This window comes from Veillonella infantium (genome assembly GCF_002959895.1).
GTDB lineage: Bacteria > Bacillota > Negativicutes > Veillonellales > Veillonellaceae > Veillonella > Veillonella infantium.
Window position 1 is genome coordinate 1 of sequence record NZ_PPDD01000002.1, and the last position, 18,106, is coordinate 18,106.

General features: G+C 39.3%; 14 protein-coding genes. 5 read left to right on the forward strand and 9 right to left on the reverse strand.

The window, feature by feature from the left end:
- Positions 1-236 precede the first annotated feature (236 nt).
- Entirely contained in the window at positions 237-1,082 is an 846-nt protein-coding gene (locus VCHSUH03_RS01315; RefSeq protein WP_105093797.1) for a polysaccharide deacetylase family protein, read from the reverse strand.
- Between the two features lie 11 nt (positions 1,083-1,093).
- Entirely contained in the window at positions 1,094-3,175 is a 2,082-nt protein-coding gene (locus VCHSUH03_RS01320; protein ID WP_105093798.1) for an OPT family oligopeptide transporter, read from the reverse strand.
- Positions 3,176-3,457: 282 nt separating this feature from the next.
- Here VCHSUH03_RS01320 and VCHSUH03_RS01325 point away from each other — a divergent pair, with 282 nt between their 5' ends.
- Positions 3,458-4,813 carry a class II fumarate hydratase gene (locus VCHSUH03_RS01325; RefSeq protein ID WP_105093799.1) on the forward strand — a complete coding sequence of 452 codons (1,356 nt, stop codon included), beginning with the start codon at positions 3,458-3,460 and terminating at the stop codon, positions 4,811-4,813.
- A gap of 1,631 nt (positions 4,814-6,444) precedes the next feature.
- Here the strand turns inward: VCHSUH03_RS01325 and VCHSUH03_RS01350 are convergent.
- From VCHSUH03_RS01350 to VCHSUH03_RS01360, 3 genes are all read right to left on the reverse strand, one after another.
- Positions 6,445-7,626, reverse strand: coding sequence for a metallophosphoesterase (locus VCHSUH03_RS01350; RefSeq protein WP_105093804.1), 1,182 nt, complete (start codon positions 7,624-7,626; stop codon positions 6,445-6,447).
- Between the two features lie 16 nt (positions 7,627-7,642).
- On the reverse strand, positions 7,643-8,740 hold the full coding sequence (mutY, locus tag VCHSUH03_RS01355; protein WP_105093805.1) for an A/G-specific adenine glycosylase: 1,098 nt from the start codon (positions 8,738-8,740) through the stop codon (positions 7,643-7,645).
- A gap of 116 nt (positions 8,741-8,856) precedes the next feature.
- On the reverse strand, positions 8,857-9,378 hold the full coding sequence (locus VCHSUH03_RS01360; RefSeq protein WP_105093806.1) for an 8-oxo-dGTP diphosphatase: 522 nt from the start codon (positions 9,376-9,378) through the stop codon (positions 8,857-8,859).
- Positions 9,379-9,495: 117 nt separating this feature from the next.
- On the opposite strand from VCHSUH03_RS01360, the gene VCHSUH03_RS01365 reads away from it, so the two are divergent.
- From VCHSUH03_RS01365 to VCHSUH03_RS01375, 3 genes are read left to right on the forward strand one after another with little or no spacing between them, the layout of a single operon-like run.
- Positions 9,496-10,269 carry a DUF4931 domain-containing protein gene (locus VCHSUH03_RS01365; protein ID WP_105093807.1) on the forward strand — a complete coding sequence of 258 codons (774 nt, stop codon included), beginning with the start codon at positions 9,496-9,498 and terminating at the stop codon, positions 10,267-10,269.
- A gap of 52 nt (positions 10,270-10,321) precedes the next feature.
- A complete protein-coding gene (locus tag VCHSUH03_RS01370) occupies positions 10,322-11,161 on the forward strand; it encodes a metallophosphoesterase (RefSeq protein WP_105093808.1) in 840 nt (279 codons plus the stop codon).
- A 9-nt stretch (positions 11,162-11,170) separates the two neighbouring features.
- A complete protein-coding gene (locus VCHSUH03_RS01375) occupies positions 11,171-11,401 on the forward strand; it encodes a hypothetical protein (protein WP_005385164.1) in 231 nt (76 codons plus the stop codon).
- Between the two features lie 174 nt (positions 11,402-11,575).
- Here VCHSUH03_RS01375 and tnpA read toward each other — a convergent pair whose 3' ends face one another.
- The 4 genes from tnpA to VCHSUH03_RS01395 form a co-directional block, all read right to left on the reverse strand.
- Entirely contained in the window at positions 11,576-12,040 is a 465-nt protein-coding gene (gene tnpA / locus VCHSUH03_RS01380; protein WP_043005932.1) for an IS200/IS605 family transposase, read from the reverse strand.
- Positions 12,041-12,302: 262 nt separating this feature from the next.
- Entirely contained in the window at positions 12,303-12,782 is a 480-nt protein-coding gene (locus VCHSUH03_RS01385; protein WP_105093809.1) for a deoxycytidylate deaminase, read from the reverse strand.
- A 76-nt stretch (positions 12,783-12,858) separates the two neighbouring features.
- Entirely contained in the window at positions 12,859-15,327 is a 2,469-nt protein-coding gene (leuS, locus tag VCHSUH03_RS01390; RefSeq protein ID WP_105093810.1) for a leucine--tRNA ligase, read from the reverse strand.
- Between the two features lie 90 nt (positions 15,328-15,417).
- Positions 15,418-17,022, reverse strand: coding sequence for a glycosyl hydrolase family 18 protein (locus tag VCHSUH03_RS01395; RefSeq protein ID WP_241567121.1), 1,605 nt, complete (start codon positions 17,020-17,022; stop codon positions 15,418-15,420).
- Positions 17,023-17,174: 152 nt separating this feature from the next.
- On the opposite strand from VCHSUH03_RS01395, the gene lgt reads away from it, so the two are divergent.
- Positions 17,175-17,999, forward strand: coding sequence for a prolipoprotein diacylglyceryl transferase (lgt, locus tag VCHSUH03_RS01400; protein ID WP_105093811.1), 825 nt, complete (start codon positions 17,175-17,177; stop codon positions 17,997-17,999).
- The last annotated feature ends 107 nt before the right edge of the window (positions 18,000-18,106 follow it).

Below are 18,106 nucleotides of genomic sequence, written 5' to 3' on the forward strand. Positions count from 1 at the left end.
ATTCATTGACATTGAACCTCCTATGTTGAAATGTTGTGGTTGCCAGACCAACTTCATTCTATCACTAGGAGGTTCTTTCCTTTTCTCTAAGAATTTTTACCGACCCCCAGTTTAACTGGGGGTTTAGTCATGCCTATTCGGCGTACAATGCAAAAAAGAACCGCCCCCGAAGGAGCGGTTCTTTCACAATTAAACAGCTGTTACTATACACACATAATCGAATTCACACAGTTCGATTATTTTTTTGTTACATCATTTTGGCGGTCACGTAAGTTACCAACTGGTACATATACGGTACCTGCACTGTGGATTGCATCCACGTCTTGTTGCAATACCATTACAACAGAATAGTCATCAGTTGTGTAGAATTCAGTAGGCATTTTGTCGATGTTTACTTCGCCGCCCAATTGATTCTTCACATCTTGATTATTCTCGATAGCATTCACTAATTCTTTTTTGTTAAGGCCACCAAGGTCATACAAGGATAATTGACGACCTGTTGTAGTGTTGAATGTGAAGCCTTTTACATAGTTGACGCCATTAGCATCACGATCACGCATTGTGTACGTATGAATCAATACACTGAAAATACCATTTTTGTCTGTTTTAACATCGTAGTACATAACTACATTTGTTTTATCAGCGTCTTTGGCATTCAATTTTTCTACGTCGTTTTGTACTTTTGCAACGTATTTTTTGATAGTATTATTGATTGCTTTTTCTACAACTGGACTAACAGATTTAACTGTTGGGAACACTAGATCAAGATGATCTGTAGTTGATTCCACTGGAGATACAGCCACCTCTTTGCGGTCCATATAGCGGTCTGCATTAGGTGCTACTACTTCAACTGCATCGCGATCAACCTTAGTTGCTACAGAGCGTAACGCACGGTTTTGCTCCGGTGTAGCAGTACTAGAGATACGGTATGTTAAATCGTTGCGATTTACTTTATTCGTATCAGCTTGAACTGCTTGCACTGTTGCAGTGTCTTTTGTGACAGGAATTGCTTCGCTTGCTGCGAAAGATACTACTGGCAATGCAGCAGCCATCATGATGAGTACAGACTGTTTTAATTTCATTGTTTAACCTCTTATTGTTGTTCTTGCTCAGCTTTCATCGCTAAAGCTTCTTCTTTATTGAATTTGTGTGTTACAACACGACGAACAAGGTAGAGACCAGAGAAGATGAATGCAAGCAATCCTAACCATTGTGCTGTGCTTTCAAATTGAGGACCTACTAATTCAAGTGGAGATTCACCGCCACCAGTTGTAACAGACAATACAATAATAACAGCTATGATTACACCAATCAAGCTTTCACCAACAATCAAACCAGAAGCGAAGAGAACGCCACGGCGGTTAGATTGTTCAACATCGTACTCAGCGAGTTCGCCAGCACGCATTTTAGCACGAGCTACTAAGTAACGGCCTACGAAATAGCTAATGAAAGAACCTATGATGAGAGGCACTTCCAATGTTGGAGGTAAGTAGATACCCATACCAACTGCCAATGGAGGCAATGTTAAAGAAGCTGTTGTGCTCTTAAGAATTAAGTTAACGATGATTGCTACTACGCCAACACCAACGCCAATCAAGATATAATCCCAATCCATGCTAGAACTGAAGATACCTTGAGCAATTGTAGTCATCAAAGTTGCTTGTGGAGCAGATAATGCAGCATTAGGATCCATTTCAGGACGTGGTAACGCACCTGTGAAGCCGTATGCTTGGTAAAGCAAGTTAAGAACAGGAGCAATTGCAACCGCACCAGCTACGGAGCCAAGTAACAATGCAATTTGTTGACGCCAAGGTGTAGCACCAACGAGTTGGCCTGTTTTCAAGTCTTGCAAGTTATCGTTAGAAATAGATGCAATCGCAATAACTACGGATGTCATAAAGATAGCCATAGCTGTAGCGAATTGTACGCCTGCTTCTGTAGCGAACAAGTTATTTTCAGAAGCGATGAAGTACACCACTAAGGAAGAAATAATAGTTGCCAAGATACCAATACCGGAGATTGGAGATGCAGATGTACCGATAAGACCTGCCATGTAACCACATGCAGCAGCTACAAAGAAGCCGATTAGCAAAGCTACGAGAACACCTACGATAACAAGTGTCCACATTAAGCCTGCACTAATAGGTACTGCAGATACGAAGTCCCAGAATGTAAGAACTAAACCTAAAAGGATGATACCGAACACGATGATAACAGATTTTGTGCTCATATCTGTATCCATACGATGCAATGCACGTTCAGTGGAACTGCTATTCATGGATTTAACAGAAATTTTCATACCTTCGATGATTGGCTTAATCAATGTAATCAAAGTCCAAATCGCTGCGATACCAATAGCACCAGCACCGATGAAACGAACTTTAGATTTCCAAACAGCCATTGCAAATTTAGCTGTAGCACCGCCGTCTGGAGCAAACATATTAGTTAAATAAGGTACGAAGCCAGCCCAAGCGATGAGTACACCAACTAGGATAGCGATACCAGAAGCAATACCGATAAGGTAACCAGCACCTAACAATGCTGTAGAGAAGCCCAATGGAATTTGAGTAATACCCTTGCTACCTACAGGAAGCCAGAAGCTCATGCTGTCGCCAAGGACTTTGAAACCATTTGCACAAAGACTGATAATACCAGCTACAAGACCACCGGATACGATGTCGCCCATACCGGAGCTAGATTGAGGGCCTTGGCCAGCATTGTGGGAACCAACCTTCAAGATTTCTGCTGCTGCACGGCCTTCTGGATATGGTAGATCACTATTTACTACCATGGCACGACGCAATGGAATGGTGAATAACACACCAAGGGAACCACCGCATGCGCAGAGCAAGAATGTTTGCCAGAATGGGAAGCCATTCCAATAGCCAAGCATGAGTAGACCTGGCAAGATAAAGATAATTGCGGACAAAGTACCGGCTGCAGAAGCCTGAGTTTGTACCATGTTGTTTTCAAGAACGTTAGAATCCTTGAAGAAACGTAAGATTGCCATTGAAATAATGGCTGCCGGAATGGATGACGAGAATGTCAAACCAACCTTCAAACCGAGATATACGTTAGATGCTGTAAAAATTACAGTAATCAATGCACCAAGTAGCATCCCACGTAGTGTCAGTTCCGGCAGATGAAGGTCATGGCTCATAAAGTCATGTTTCATAAGTACTTACCTCCTCTGTGAAACTAGAGCTTAAAACAATATAATAAGCTACTTCCATTTTAACGTGTTAAAGCGATGATTTCAATATATATACGATATTTATAATGTATACATGTAAATAGATATAAATTATGCCCCTTATATGCACAAATCGCATATACAACTCCCTTCTATATGAAAATAGAAATCATTATCTTTTATTCTGTACAAATATACAGGATTTTATATAATTAAATTACCGACGATAAGGTCGGCATGTCTTTTAAGGAGGTTGTAAACATTATGGAAACAAGAATTGAATACGATTCAATGGGACCAGTCGAAGTCGACGCTAGACGAATTTACGGACCTCAAACGCAACGCTCGTTCAATAACTTTAAGATCGGTGACCACCGTATCCCTATTGAAGAAATCAAAGCGCTTGCGCTTGTAAAAAAAGCATGTGCTTTAACCAATGCAAAATGTGGCGCAGTAACTGAGGAAAAAGCGAAACTCATCGCTCAAGTAGTTGATGAGATCGTAGACGGCAAATGGGATGATGAGTTCCCGTTAACCGTATTCCAAACAGGTTCTGGCACACAAACCAACATGAATGTGAACGAGGTAATCGCTCACCGGGCTAAACAGTTAGATGAAAGCAACCCGCTCCATCCTAACGACGATGTAAACCGCGGCCAAAGTACAAATGATACATTCCCTACGGCAATGCATATCTGTGGATACTTTGAAATTACAAAACGGGTAATCCCTGCATTGGACGGCCTTATCGCATCCTTTGAAAAATTACAAGAAAAAGGAAAAGGCTTACAAAAAGTTGGTCGTACTCACCTACAAGATGCGACTTTCATCATGGTGGACCAAGAAATTAGCGCCTTTGTGGACGGCTTAAAAACTGCTAAAACTATGCTCCTTCAAAACGCTGACTACCTACTCGATGTAGCCCTTGGTGGCACTGCAGTCGGCACAGGTGTAAACACGCCTAAAGGCTATCTAGACGTTATGGAAACTGTATTGCCAGAGGTAACAGGTGCTCCATTCCGCGTGAAGAACAACAAATTCCAAGGGCTAGCTCTCAAAGATGCGTTTATGATGGCTCACGGTGCACTTAATACATTGGCGACTACCTTATTCAAAATCGCTAACGACGTGCGTTTCTTAGGCTCTGGTCCTCGCTGTGGTTACGGCGAATGGCATCTACCTGAAAATGAACCGGGCTCCTCCATCATGCCAGGCAAGGTAAATCCTACACAATGCGAAGCATTGACCATGGTATGCGCCCAAGTATTTGGCCATAATACAACTATGACGCTCTGTGCAGGCAGCGGTGCGTTCCAATTGAACGTGTACATGCCTATCATGATTTATGATTTTGTTGAAAGCTGTCGCCTCCTCGTAGATGCAATGAATTCTTTCACAACACACTGTATTGACGGTGTAGAATTCGTACCGGAAAAACTCAACTTCTTCGTAGAACAATCCCTTATGATCGCCACATCCTTAACACCATACATCGGCTACGACAAGAGTGCTAAGGTAGTAAAAGAAGCGTACAAACGCGGTTGCTCTATTAAAGAAATCATCTTGGAAGAAAAACTCATGACCGAAGACGAATTCGGCGAAGCAGTTCGCATGAAATAAAATCTCTCTCATCTCTATGACATATCTGTAACATCCTCTCATACCTCAAATGAACGGAAACAGCCCCGATACCAAATGTATTGGGGCTGTATTTTAAATTATGACTTCATTACATATTTAATAAAAAGAAAACCTAAAATGTAAAATATTACTATACCAAGATATACATATGGTAATGAGCTTAGTAATCCATCAATTGGAATACCATAAAAAAAATGATGTAAAACATGAATTATAGGAAATATAATAGCCACGAGTATAATACTATAAAATAAAAACTTAAAAACACTTTTCACTTTACTACTCCCATCCAATAAAGCAATCCAAGAAAAAAGGATGGCCTCTAAAACTAATGGTAAATGAATATGCACAAATACTAACCTCTTTTACGTCTTAAATAGTTATAAATATAATTCCAGGCCACATAAAACAAAAGTATTAATACATATGCGATAACAAAGAAATAAAAGTCTACTTCATCTTCAATCAACTCTGGGTTTGTGACAAGACTATATGGAATACATATAAGTAAAAAAAGTACTAAACCTCGTACAAAATAATTATAAAGCTTTAAAAACATATATTTACTTCCAACATAAACACTATACTTTCACAATACAACTAAAAACCTTATCTCTAATACCTTAAGAGTTTTATAGCAATTAATATCATAAAAAATACGATTAAAAAAACATATGTCATATTGAATAGATTATTAATCTCTTTAAACCCATTTTGCTTAAATGCTTCTATTAATAGCTTTACTTGTTTACGACCGAGTATATATAAAAGTATATGGAATACTATTGCCGCAAGTATTGCTGCTTTTATATTTCCTTCGTATCCACCAGTTATCATTGCACTAATAAGAGCTATATCCATAAGAATAATTGGAATAGTACATATAATAACTCTGTAGATAAAAAATTTACTATACATTAATCTGCACCTATAAAATAGATCTACAATAGCGAACGCTTCGATTTAGTTAATCATTCAATTAAACATCATCCACAATAATATGGCTGTCATGAAATATAAATAATACCGAAAAACCTTCGCATTAGAATAGCTTTTTGAGGACTTAAGTTTAAATGTTGCAATGATTTCAATAATAAATAAGATACCTCCATTTACATAGAGTAAAGAATGGTAATCAACACAAACAAAATTTTAACTCTAATATATCATAAATTTTATATAAGTTCATATAATAAAAAGAGGTATTGTATTTTCATATACAACACCTCTTTTAATTTATTCCCTATGATTTTCTAAAATTTAATAACATTTATAGTCATTAATACGACAAAGGATATGATAAAAACCATCTGTTTCGTACTTAATAGTTCATAGGTCTCGTTAAATGTATCATTTTTGAATGCTTGTATTATCAGTTCTTCTTGTTTACTGAGTTCCAGGTATATATCTAAATGGCATCCAACTGCCACTAGTATTGCTATTTTGAGATATCCTTTATATATATCTGCTGTCATGTCGTAGATTAGAGAGATATCAAATATAGCAAGTAGAATGATACATATAAGAAATTTATGGATAAAGGATGTATTATACATTTTTGTATCCCTATAATGAGCTCATCTTTTATTCTAAGGAGCTCACCTTTACTTCTATGCTACTCCGTCAAAGAATGTAATAACTGTAATTTCTCGTGGGCAGTTAATACGGATTGGGAACCAGTGGCCTGTACCGTTATTGACGTAGCACACGCTTTGTTCTTCTACATAGCGCCCTTTTGTATATGGAGTGCCAGTTGGCACTACAGGAACGCCCATAAATACAATTTGACCACCATGAGTATGACCAGAGAGGGTCAACGGAATTTTACGTTCAATGGCTTCTTCAAAGAATTCGGGGTGATGCGCCAATAGGATAACAAAGGCATAGTCTGGAATACCGGATAAAGCCTTATCAATCATAGCTTCACGTTTTTCTTTTTCTCGATCATTGTCGTACGCAACCCCCGCAATATATACCGGTTGTTTACCACCCATAATTTGAATATTGCTATTCACAAGAATATTCATTGGTGTATTGTGTTTTAGTTCATCTAGTACCTTATTCACATCGTGATGGTATTCGTGATTACCTAATATAAAATCTACACCGTCTGGAATTTGTTTTGCAAAGGTCGTCAGTCTTTCACAGACTTGAGGCAACCAAGCAATTTTATCGATGAGGTCACCAGTAATAACAACGCGATTAGGCTTTTCTACAAGGGCGAGCTTTAAAATTTCATCAAGATCATCTAAGTCGATGCTTGGCCCTACATGAATATCGCTGAGTTGAACGATTTTATAATCCTTTAACCCAGGCGGTAAATTCGTATAACCGAAGCTTTCATGAGTAACCTCAATCTCATGTTGCCCTACATAGGCTGCATAGCTAGAACCGCCTATGGTTGCTAACGGCACTACTGTAGCTGCCGTTCTAAAGAAGGCACGGCGGCCCGTTCTATTTTCCTCTGGCGTTTTACTCCAAATCTTATTGACCGCCCAGTATAATAGGCCAAGCACAATAAACACAGGAATAGCCAAGAATAAACCAAAAAGGAAACCATAACTTTCAGTACGGAATATATTCATCAACGGATAATACATCGTTCCGTATAGATCCACTTGATTGAGTATATAGTATCGGATAGCAGCGAACCACGCACCGATAATAATTAGATAACCTACCCAAGCAGGCCATTTCTTTTTAGGCTTCCACAAGTTGAGGAAAAGCGCCCAAAATCCTACCAATCCTATTATGAGGATAGCAGAAAAAATGATATTAAATAGTAGTCTCATTCATTGCTCCTACAAATTACTTTGCCATCTCCGTCAATTTACCATGAGGACCTGCCCAAGCATAGTCGGCGAACTCATCGCGCTTGATGAGCATCCAGTCCTTTGGCAATTGCTTTTGAATAGCTTCGATTGTTATATTTTTAGCATCTCCTGCATACGTTAAATCGCCACGGAATGCTTTCATAAACCATTTCCGATGAGAGAAAATATGTGTTATTTCTTTTACTAATACAGGTTGTAAAGATAGTTCAAAACCTAGGTCCTGAACTAATTCTTCAAGGCCTCGTTCACCCTCGTCAAAGGTAGATACCATTTCCACCGAAGGGAATTCCCACATGGATCGTAACAACCCACGATTAGGTCGTTTATGCAATAGATAGTAATCTTTGTATTGTAAGATACCTACAAATAGAGGAACCTCTACGACCTTCGTTTTCTTTATGCGCACAGGTAATTTGTCTGTATCCTTATGTTGGTATGCTTCGCACATGTTTACAATAGGGCACTCCCCACAGCGTGGAGACTTTGGAATGCACACAGCAGAACCAAAATCCATCAAGGCTTGGTTAAAATCTCCAGGCCGATCGTGAGGTAATGTGTCCTCTACAATAGCAGTTATGGCCTTCTTACCTTTAGTGCTCAAAATATCATCAAAGATGCGATATAAACGAGCGTAAATGCGCAGCACGTTGCCGTCCACAGCTACCTCTGGTTCGTTGTATGCCATAGATAGCACGGCCCCAGCTGTATAAGATCCTACGCCCTTCAAGGATTCCATAGTCTTACGGTCACGGGGCACGATGCCACCGTAGTTTTCTACGACATCCTTCACGCCAAGGCGCAAGTTACGAGCACGGCTATAGTAACCAAGCCCCTGCCAAGCGTGAACGACCTCATCCTCAGTAGCCTTTGCTAAATCCTCCAAGGTTGGGAATAAACGCATCCAGTTGTCATAGTAGGGCTTCATCGCCTCAATGCGCGTCTGCTGGCTCATCACCTCAGACACCCAAATCTTATAAGGGTCTCCACAATCGCGCCATGGCAACTCCCGTTTATGCACATCATACCACGTCAATAGCTGTGGCACCCACTTAGGGTTCTTTTTATCAGTCATATTACCTCAATATATTATAAATTTAGGACTCTAGTACCACTTTCGTAACTACATAGCCCCTTTTTGTACTTTAATATCCACTAGTCTTATCTTGATGCAAGCTAATAAGGTCCAACTTATCCGTTAATATACAGATCAATACGCGCCAAATGTTCGCTTTCAAGAACGATATCTACAGTGGTCAAATCCATCTTATCTACCGTACTATTGTCTCGACCAAATACGATAGGTCCTTTTAGTTTCTTGCCTTCTAACAGCATTGGCAACCATTGGCGGTCACCATCCCACATGTGCTCATAGGGAATTTCATCGATTGTGAGCCAATGAGGCTCCATTTCGTCCGTTTCCTCTACATTACCTGTGAAAGTACGCAAAAAATATACATAACCTACATGGGTTAAGCTTTCATCAAAAGGAAATTGAAAGTCAAAGGCAGCCACACATTCTAAATCTTCTGGACGTCCATAAAGTCCAGATTCCTCAAACAACTCACGGATAGCACAGTCTCGGAAGCTTTCACCAGCCTCGAGTTTACCGCCAAATCCATTATATTTATCAGCCCCGAAACCGCGTTTCTTACGACCTAGCAATATGCGATTTTGTTCATCAATAGGAAATACGAGCGTCGTCGGTTTCATAGGGCCTCCTTAATCGTTAAAATAATACCCTATTATTATACCATTATTTCATGTACGAATGGGCTAATTATGGTATGATTAAGAGTATAGATTTTCTTATACGGAAGGAGGCACATGATGAATAAACCACTACGATTTAACATCGCACTAGGGCGCACAAAGCCTGTTAATATTCGGAACGAAGAAGTGCGCTGCCCCTTCTGTGATCGTTCAAAATTAACGGATATTCTAGATACATCAGGTCATATCATATGGCTCATGAACAAATATCCTGTATTAGATAAAACATGGCCAACAGTTATTATTGAAACGGAAACGGACGAAGGCGAATTTTCTACATTGCCTGCCGATGAAGCGGCTCGTATTCTCCAATTTGGCCTAGATAAATGGCGTGAAACACGAGAACGGAAAGAGTTCAAATCAGTACTCTTCTTCAAAAATCACGGATACATGTCTGGCGGTTCCATCCGCCACCCTCACAGCCAAATTATAGGCCTTGAGGATTACGATTACCACGAAGATATTACGGCCCAAAATATGGAAGGCTGGCTCTTGTACGAAGATCAAGATGTGCGCATCACCTTATCTACACAGCCCATCATTGGTTTCTTCGAGTACAACATTCGATTCAAACCAGATGCGCCCGTTCGTTCTGTGTCCGTCCGATTGCAACAAGTGCTACGTTATGTTTTGCGTAGCATCGCTAATTACAGTCAGTCTTATAACTATTTTGTATATAATCTTGAGGATGGTTACGACTATATCAAGGTAGTAGCCCGTTATGTCACAACACCACTTTACGTGGGTTACAAAATTCCTCAAACGTGCGACGAGGAACGAGCTGCAAAAATCATTCAAGACATTGCGCCGTACTTCCACGCCTCTAAATAGTTTAATATACAAATTGTATCTAAATAATTTTAATATATTTGAAAGGATGTTTATGAAAGTATTTGCCATCGGCGATCTCCATCTATCTGGCAATCCTCCAACGAAGCCGATGGATATTTTTGGTCCCCATTGGGATAATCACTGGAGCCGCATCAAAGAAGATTGGATCTCCCGTGTAACAGACGAAGATATAGTCTTTCTCGTAGGTGACATGAGTTGGGCCCTTCGACTAGATGAAGCAGCTTGCGACTTACAAGAAATTGCATCCATGCCGGGCAAGAAATATATGATCCGCGGCAATCACGACTACTGGTGGGCCTCCGCTAACAAGATGAGAAATCTCATGGGCGATGCTATCACCTTTTTACAAGGTCATGGTACAGCACAGCTCATTCAAACAGAAGAAGGCCCTCACATCATCGCTTTTGGTGGAACGCGTGCCTATCTCTGCCCTGGCGACTCCCATTTCTCACCAGAAACGGACCAATCGATTTACGAAAGAGAATTGATGCGCACCGAAGCAGCATTACAAGAAATGGATGTGGCTGTGGAAAGACTCCTACAACAACTCACAGCGGAAACAACCATAGAAACAACAGATTCTGAAACAACCATAGAAACAACAGGTTCTAAAACAACAGAGCCATTAACAATAGACATACACAACACACCAGTAACAAAACTGTTATTGTTACACTACCCTCCGTTCAATGAGTCCAACGCTCCTTCAGGCTTTACAGCACTCATGGAGACATACAATGTAGATACTTGTATCTTTGGACATTTACACGATCAAATATCCTTTAAGCGCATTCCAAAGGAATTTGGTTCTACTAAATTAGAGCTAGTGTCTGCAGATTACCTAGACTTTAGACTGAAAGAAATTATGTAAGGAGAGCCCATGAGTCGCATTCATAAAGAACATTTACAAGCAGGATATATCTTTGGTGATACTATCAACCAAGAATATATTTACTTGCCCTCTGGTGAGGTAGGCACTGACCATCCTTTGGCTGTCCTCGAAACACCGACAAAGCGTGAGGATATCACATTGGATGAAGCAGTCCACATGATTGATACATTAACACTAAAACGTTGTAGTCACCCTACACTAGGGAAAAAATCATTTTAATAACAAATAGATTATAAAAGCACATTAATAATCATAACCACCCGTAGAACGGGTGGTTTGCTCTGACCCTATAAGGGTCTTTCTCTAGTGGTGGCCCTCTAAAGAGGGCATTGAATGATCTGACAACCACTCTATTACCACTGGCTGCCCCCTACTCGGGGGCTTTTATTTTGCCTATTTTACTGGCTCACCCGTAAACGGGTCGGTGTATTCTTTAAAGTTTAATGTATCTTGCGCTATATCCTCTTGTAGTTGATTGCGAATATACTCTTTTATCGCTCCTTCATATCGTCCTACCGTATCCACATAATATCCTCTACACCAGAAATGTCTATTTCCATACTTATATTTTAAATTTGCGTGTTTATCGAATATCATGAGGCTACTTTTACTTTTTAAATATCCCATAAAACTCGATACGCTTAAATGTGGTGGTATCGTTACTAACATATGAATATGATCCGGACAGCATTCCGCTTCTATTATCTCTACATTTTTTCTCTTACATAAATCTCGTAAGATTTTACCTATATCAGCTTTTATCCGACCGTAAATTATTTGTCTTCTATACTTTGGAGCAAAAACAATATGATATTTACATCTCCATTTACTATGTGATAAGCTTTTTACGTCATTCATTGACATTGAACCTCCTATGTTGAAATGTTGTGGTTGCCAGACCAACTTCATTCTATCACTAGGAGGTTCTTTCCTTTTCTCTAAGAATTTTTACCGACCCCCAGTTTAACTGGGGGTTTAGTCATGCCTATTCGGCGTACAAATATAACAAAAACCCTTATCTACTATTAATAGATAAGGGTTTTTCTTGTAATATGTGACTTGCCTTCGGTAGAATCGCTACACAAGAATATTCCAAAAAAGTCTAGGAATATATAGATTATCATACGGTAATATGTAGTGTACGTCCTGTAGGTTTATACTCAATAATTTCTACACCTGCTGTATTAAGCATCCGCTTAGATGCTTTTACCTCTTTTGTATCCTTATAGAGATCATCGCGATAAATAACGGCCTTAATACCACTTTGAATGATGGCTTTGGCACATTCGTTACATGGGAAAAGGGTTACATAAATCTTAGAGCCCTCTAGAGAGCCGCCTCGATAGTTTAGGATAGCATTGAGTTCGCTATGTACGGTATAGAAATATTTATTATCGTCTGCCGTATCGCGTTCCCAAGTGAAATCATCATCACTACAGTTTAAAGGCATACCATTGTAACCAATAGATAAAATTTTATTATCATTGCTTACGATACATGCACCAACTTGCGTATTTGGATCTTTAGAACGTTGTGCTGCCAAAATGGCAACGCCCATGAAGTATTCATCCCAAGAAATATAATCGCTACGTTTTGCCATAATTACCTCACTATAAAATAAGCCCCCTTCTACCTATGTAGTTGGGGGCTTACAGTATTAAACGAATAGAATATCGTTATTTAACAACGATATTTACAAGTTTACCCGGTACGTAAATAACTTTTACGATATTTTTACCTTCTGTAAACTCTTGAACACGGCTAGATTCTTTAGCCAATGTTTCTAATTCTTCTTTCGTAATATTTACAGAAACAGTAAGTTTATCGCGAACTTTACCATTTACTTGTAATACTACTTCTACTTCATCTACAACAAGAGCTGCCTCTTCATATACAGGCCAGTTTTCAGTGTGGATGGATGTAGTTTCACCCAATTCATGCCACAACTCTTCTGTCATATGAGGAACGAATGGAGCTAAAAGAAGTAATAAAGAATGAGTCAATTCATTAGCCAAAGCGCTATTGATTGTTTCAGCTTTATCCTTATGAGCGTACATAGCATTTACAAGTTCCATGATGGCAGAAATGGCTGTATTGAAGTTGAAGTTGTTATCGAGATCTTCTGTTACCTTTTTGATAACCCGGTGTAACTCGCGACGCAAAGCGAATTCGTCTTTTGTAAGTTCACCAGTTACATTTTTCTTACCTTCTTCGTTGTATGCATCAACGATACGCCATACACGACCTAAGAAACGATAAGAGCCTTCAACACCTTGGTCAGACCAATCGAGGTCACGATCTACAGGAGCCGCAAAGAGAATGAACAAACGGGCAGTGTCTGCACCATAAGTATTGATAATTTCTTCAGGAGAAACTACATTACCTTTGGATTTAGACATCTTGCTGCCTTCTTTAAGAACCATACCTTGTGTCAACAAACCACGGAATGGTTCGTTAGCTTCGATAAGGCCTAAATCATGAATAACTTTCACAAAGAATCGAGAGTATAACAAGTGCAAGATCGCATGTTCAATACCACCGATATATTGGTCAACGTTCATCCAGTAATTAGCAATTTTTTTATCGAATGGAGCTTGGTCATTTTTAGCATCTGTATAGCGCAAGAAGTACCAAGAGGAATCGATAAATGTGTCCATCGTATCTGTCTCACGACGTGCAGGGCCACCACATTTAGGACATGTAGTGTTTAGGAAGCTTTCAGATGTAGCCAATGGAGATACGGCACCAGATTCAAATTTAACATCCTCTGGCAAGCGTACTGGCAATTCTTCTTCAGGAACGAGTTGTTCACCACATTTTTCACAATATACGACAGGAATTGGCACGCCCCAGTAACGTTGACGAGAAATCAACCAGTCACGAAGGCGGAAGTTTACTTTACCTTCACCAATACCGCGTTCATTAAGAGCAGCTGTAATATTTTTACGAGCCTCTTCAGATGTTTGGCCGTTAAAATCACCAGAGTTAACTAGAATACCATCTTCATGGTACCATTCTTGCCATTTTTCAAGGCTATATTCTTCGCCTTCACGAGCTACAACTTGTTTAATAGGCAAGTCATATTTATGAGCAAACTCCCAGTCACGTTCATCATGTGCTGGTGAACCCATAACGGCGCCTGTACCATAGTCTACTAATACATAGTTTGCAATCCAAACTGGAACTTGTTCGCCAGACATAGGGTTTACTGCATAGGAACCAGTGAACATACCTTCTTTTGGTGCATCTGTAGATGTACGGTCGATATCGCTCATATTGCGCATACGCGTAATGAAAGCTTCTAGTTCAGCTTTATTAGGAGCATTTTCAATAAGGCGTTCTACATATGGATGTTCAGGAGCTAATACAACATAGCTTACGCCGTAAATAGTATCTACACGTGTTGTATACACAGATACACGTTCATTGATGGATGGAACTTCGAAGGAGAACTCTGTACCTTCAGAGCGACCAATCCAGTTCTTTTGCATCAATTTAACACGTTGTGGCCAGTGATCAAGAGTGTCTAAATCAGTTAACAAGCGATCAGCATATTCTGTAATACGCAAGAACCATTGAGACAAATCTTTTTTCTCAACTGGGTTATCACAGCGCCAGCAAGCACCGTCGATAACTTGTTCGTTCGCCAATACAGTATGGCACGTTTCACACCAGTTTACTTTAGCTTCTTTTTTGTATGCTAAGCCTTTTTTATAAAATTGTTGGAAGAACCATTGGGTCCATTTGTAATAATCTTCTTTACATGTTGCAACTTCACGGTCCCAATCATAGGACAAACCAAGTGCTTTTTGTTGCAATTTCATGTTCTCGATGTTGTCCAGTGTCCATGTTTTAGGTGCAATACCATGTTTGATAGCCGCATTTTCAGCAGGCATACCAAAGGAGTCCCAGCCCATTGGATGCAGCACGTTGAAGCCCTTCATTTTTTTGAAACGAGCTACTACGTCGCCGATGGAATAGTTACGCACGTGACCCATGTGTAAGTTACCAGATGGGTACGGGAACATTTCTAATACATAGTATTTTTCTTTAGATTCATCATATTCTGTTTTAAATGTATGGTTATCTTCCCAATACTGTTGCCACTTTTTCTCAATATCTTGGGCTACATATTTTTCATTCATGTAGGGGCCTCCTCATATAGTCAACCTCATTAGTTGCCGTTTTATAATCAATATTTTTATTTTACTACGTACTATGAAAGCAGTCAAACTCTAGCGTTTTACTACTTGTACAGATTTTGTTAAACGTTTTTTCTCTGCCTTAGCTTCCTCTGCTTGACGTTTTTTCTCAGCTTTTGCTTGTTCAGCTTCTTCTTTAGCTTTTCGTTTAGCTAATTCTTTTTCCTCTTTAGCTTTGCGTTTAGCTTCAGCCTTCGCGGCTTTTGCCTTTTCTTTTTCTTCTAAGCGCAATTTGTATTGTTCAAGCTTAGTTAATGGTTTTGTTTCTTCTACTACAGGTTCAGGAGCAACCGCTGTAGGAGATTTAGGAATGCCACGTCCTAAGTCTTTACCTTGAATCATAGCGATAGTACTTTCATCTTCAAAGCCTTTACGCCATGCAGCAAAACCACCAAGCTGTAATTCTTTTACGAGATCTAGTTTCAAACCTAAAGACGTATTATCTTCAAACCAGATACGGTCAGAACCAGAGCCAGTTGGGATGGATAAATAATATAGTTTTAATCGATCATCCCAAGTCATTTTATCTTTGTAATTTGCAAAATAGCTACCTGTGTTTTTCATAGCCAAAGTTTCGCCTTTTGCATAGCCATTAGTATCATGCCATAAACGCATATAGAATGGTACCCCCAGCACTAGTTTTTGAGAAGGTACTTCAGAAATCATTTTCTCTGTATGATTACGAACCCATGGATAACTTGCTACAGGACCTGCTGTTGTACTTTTAGCCCATGTTTCGTCATAGGCCATGAGAACCACATAGTCTACGGAATTAGCAAGGGCACTGCGATTATATACTAAAGACCATTCAGGGCTATCAGAATAACCAGTTACATCAATGGATGTTTTAATATTGTATTGATGTAACTGGTTAGACAAATACGCTACAAACGCTGTTAAACGATCGCGGTCAGCATAGTCGATGTTTTCAAAGTCAAAGTTATAACCATCAAAGCCGTAAATATAGGCATATTGAACAAGGTTATGAGCATATTTTTTCCATACCGATTGGTCTGCTAAAATGCCACTAGTAAAGCCAGGATCGAATCGATTCGTAATTAATGGCCATACGTGATAACCTTTACTCTTATAATCGTTAACATAATCAATACTTACATTAGGACTTGCTTCGAGGCCAAGGCTATGCAATTTGAACCAGCTTGGAGAAATGATATTATCACCACTAGTATTCAGTTTTGCTTGATATGGAGTTCCCTGTGTTGGCCATGGGTCAAAGGCCCAGGACAATGGTGTTTGCATTGTATACGGAGCTTTTACAGTAGAAGCTTGCGGAGCAGGACCTAATGTTAATTGTCCATTATTCTTTGTATAATTTACACCAAGCATAGCTGGATCAGACTCTATATCAACATAAGTCATCCCATTTTTACTTGTGGTAGGCAATTTTACAGGTTCACCTACAGCAGCAGGATTTAAAATAATAGTATTCCCTTGTAACTCTGTTTGAGGTACATATACTGTATAGGATGTTTTATATTGATTAGCTTCGTAATGACGCGTAGTATTCGCTAAAAATTGATCTATAGGAACTAATACTTCTGCTTGAACAGCAGTACTGGATAAAGCTGACATTACTAAAGCTGTTAAAGATTTTAAAATAGTAGATTTACGAATCATGAACTCTCCTAACTCTAGCCCCATAAGGGGATATAATTTTAATCTCTATATTATACCATATTATATAGAATTCATCTCATTTGTTGCATGAAGGGTGCATGTAATTTATAATTTACTTTATATAATAAAAGTTATCACATAAGGAGTTTAATATGCATCAATATCTATTTTTTATAGGTGACTTTCCTATCAGGGCTTATGGTGCCATGTTAGCCTTAGCTATCATCTGTGGTGCCTCGGTTGCCTATGTTTTATTAAAAAAAGATGGTCGTGGTTGGCATGAACATATCATCGACTTTTCCATTACTGTTGCCGTAGCAGGTCTCATTGGTGCCAGATTATGGGATGTATTCTTCTTTGATTGGCAGTACTATGGCAATCATTTACTAGAAATCCCCTTTGTATGGCAAGGTGGCATGGCCATTCAAGGAGGTGTCGTTCTTGGCACCATTGCAGGCTATTGGTACTTACGTAAAAATAATATCGACTTTTGGGCCTTTGCCGATTTATTCGCACCAGCATTGATTTTGGCACAATCTGTAGGCCGTATGGCAAATCTCTTAAATGGCGATGCCTTTGGTCATCCTACGGGCGGTAATTTTGGTATTCTCTACCCTGAAAGCACGTTAGCACATCGCACCTACGGCAATCAACCATTATGGCCAGCCGAAATCTGGGAAGGTCAAATCGACATTCTTATCTTTGTAGCCCTCCTATTATTCGGTTCCTTCAAACATGCTAAAGGCCAAGTATTTGTCCTATACGCTATTCTCTACTCTACAGCTCGTTTCTTCTTAGAGTTCTTGCGTGGTGATTATGTAAATCTAACATTAGGTTTAAAATCTGCTCAAATGACTAGCCTTGTAGCAATCATTGTGGGCATCTGTGTATTTATCTATCTAGGCTATCTAGAAAAGAAAAATCAAGCTGTTAAAGTTGCTACAGAGCCAACAGTTAAAACTAAAAAGCGTAAATAAAACAAAAAATAACAAAAAAAGTCCTTCATTCGTAGGTTTGCCCTTTGAATGAAGGATTTTTATATGTAAGCTATAATTTACGATTTTCCTAGCAAGCTAAATCAATA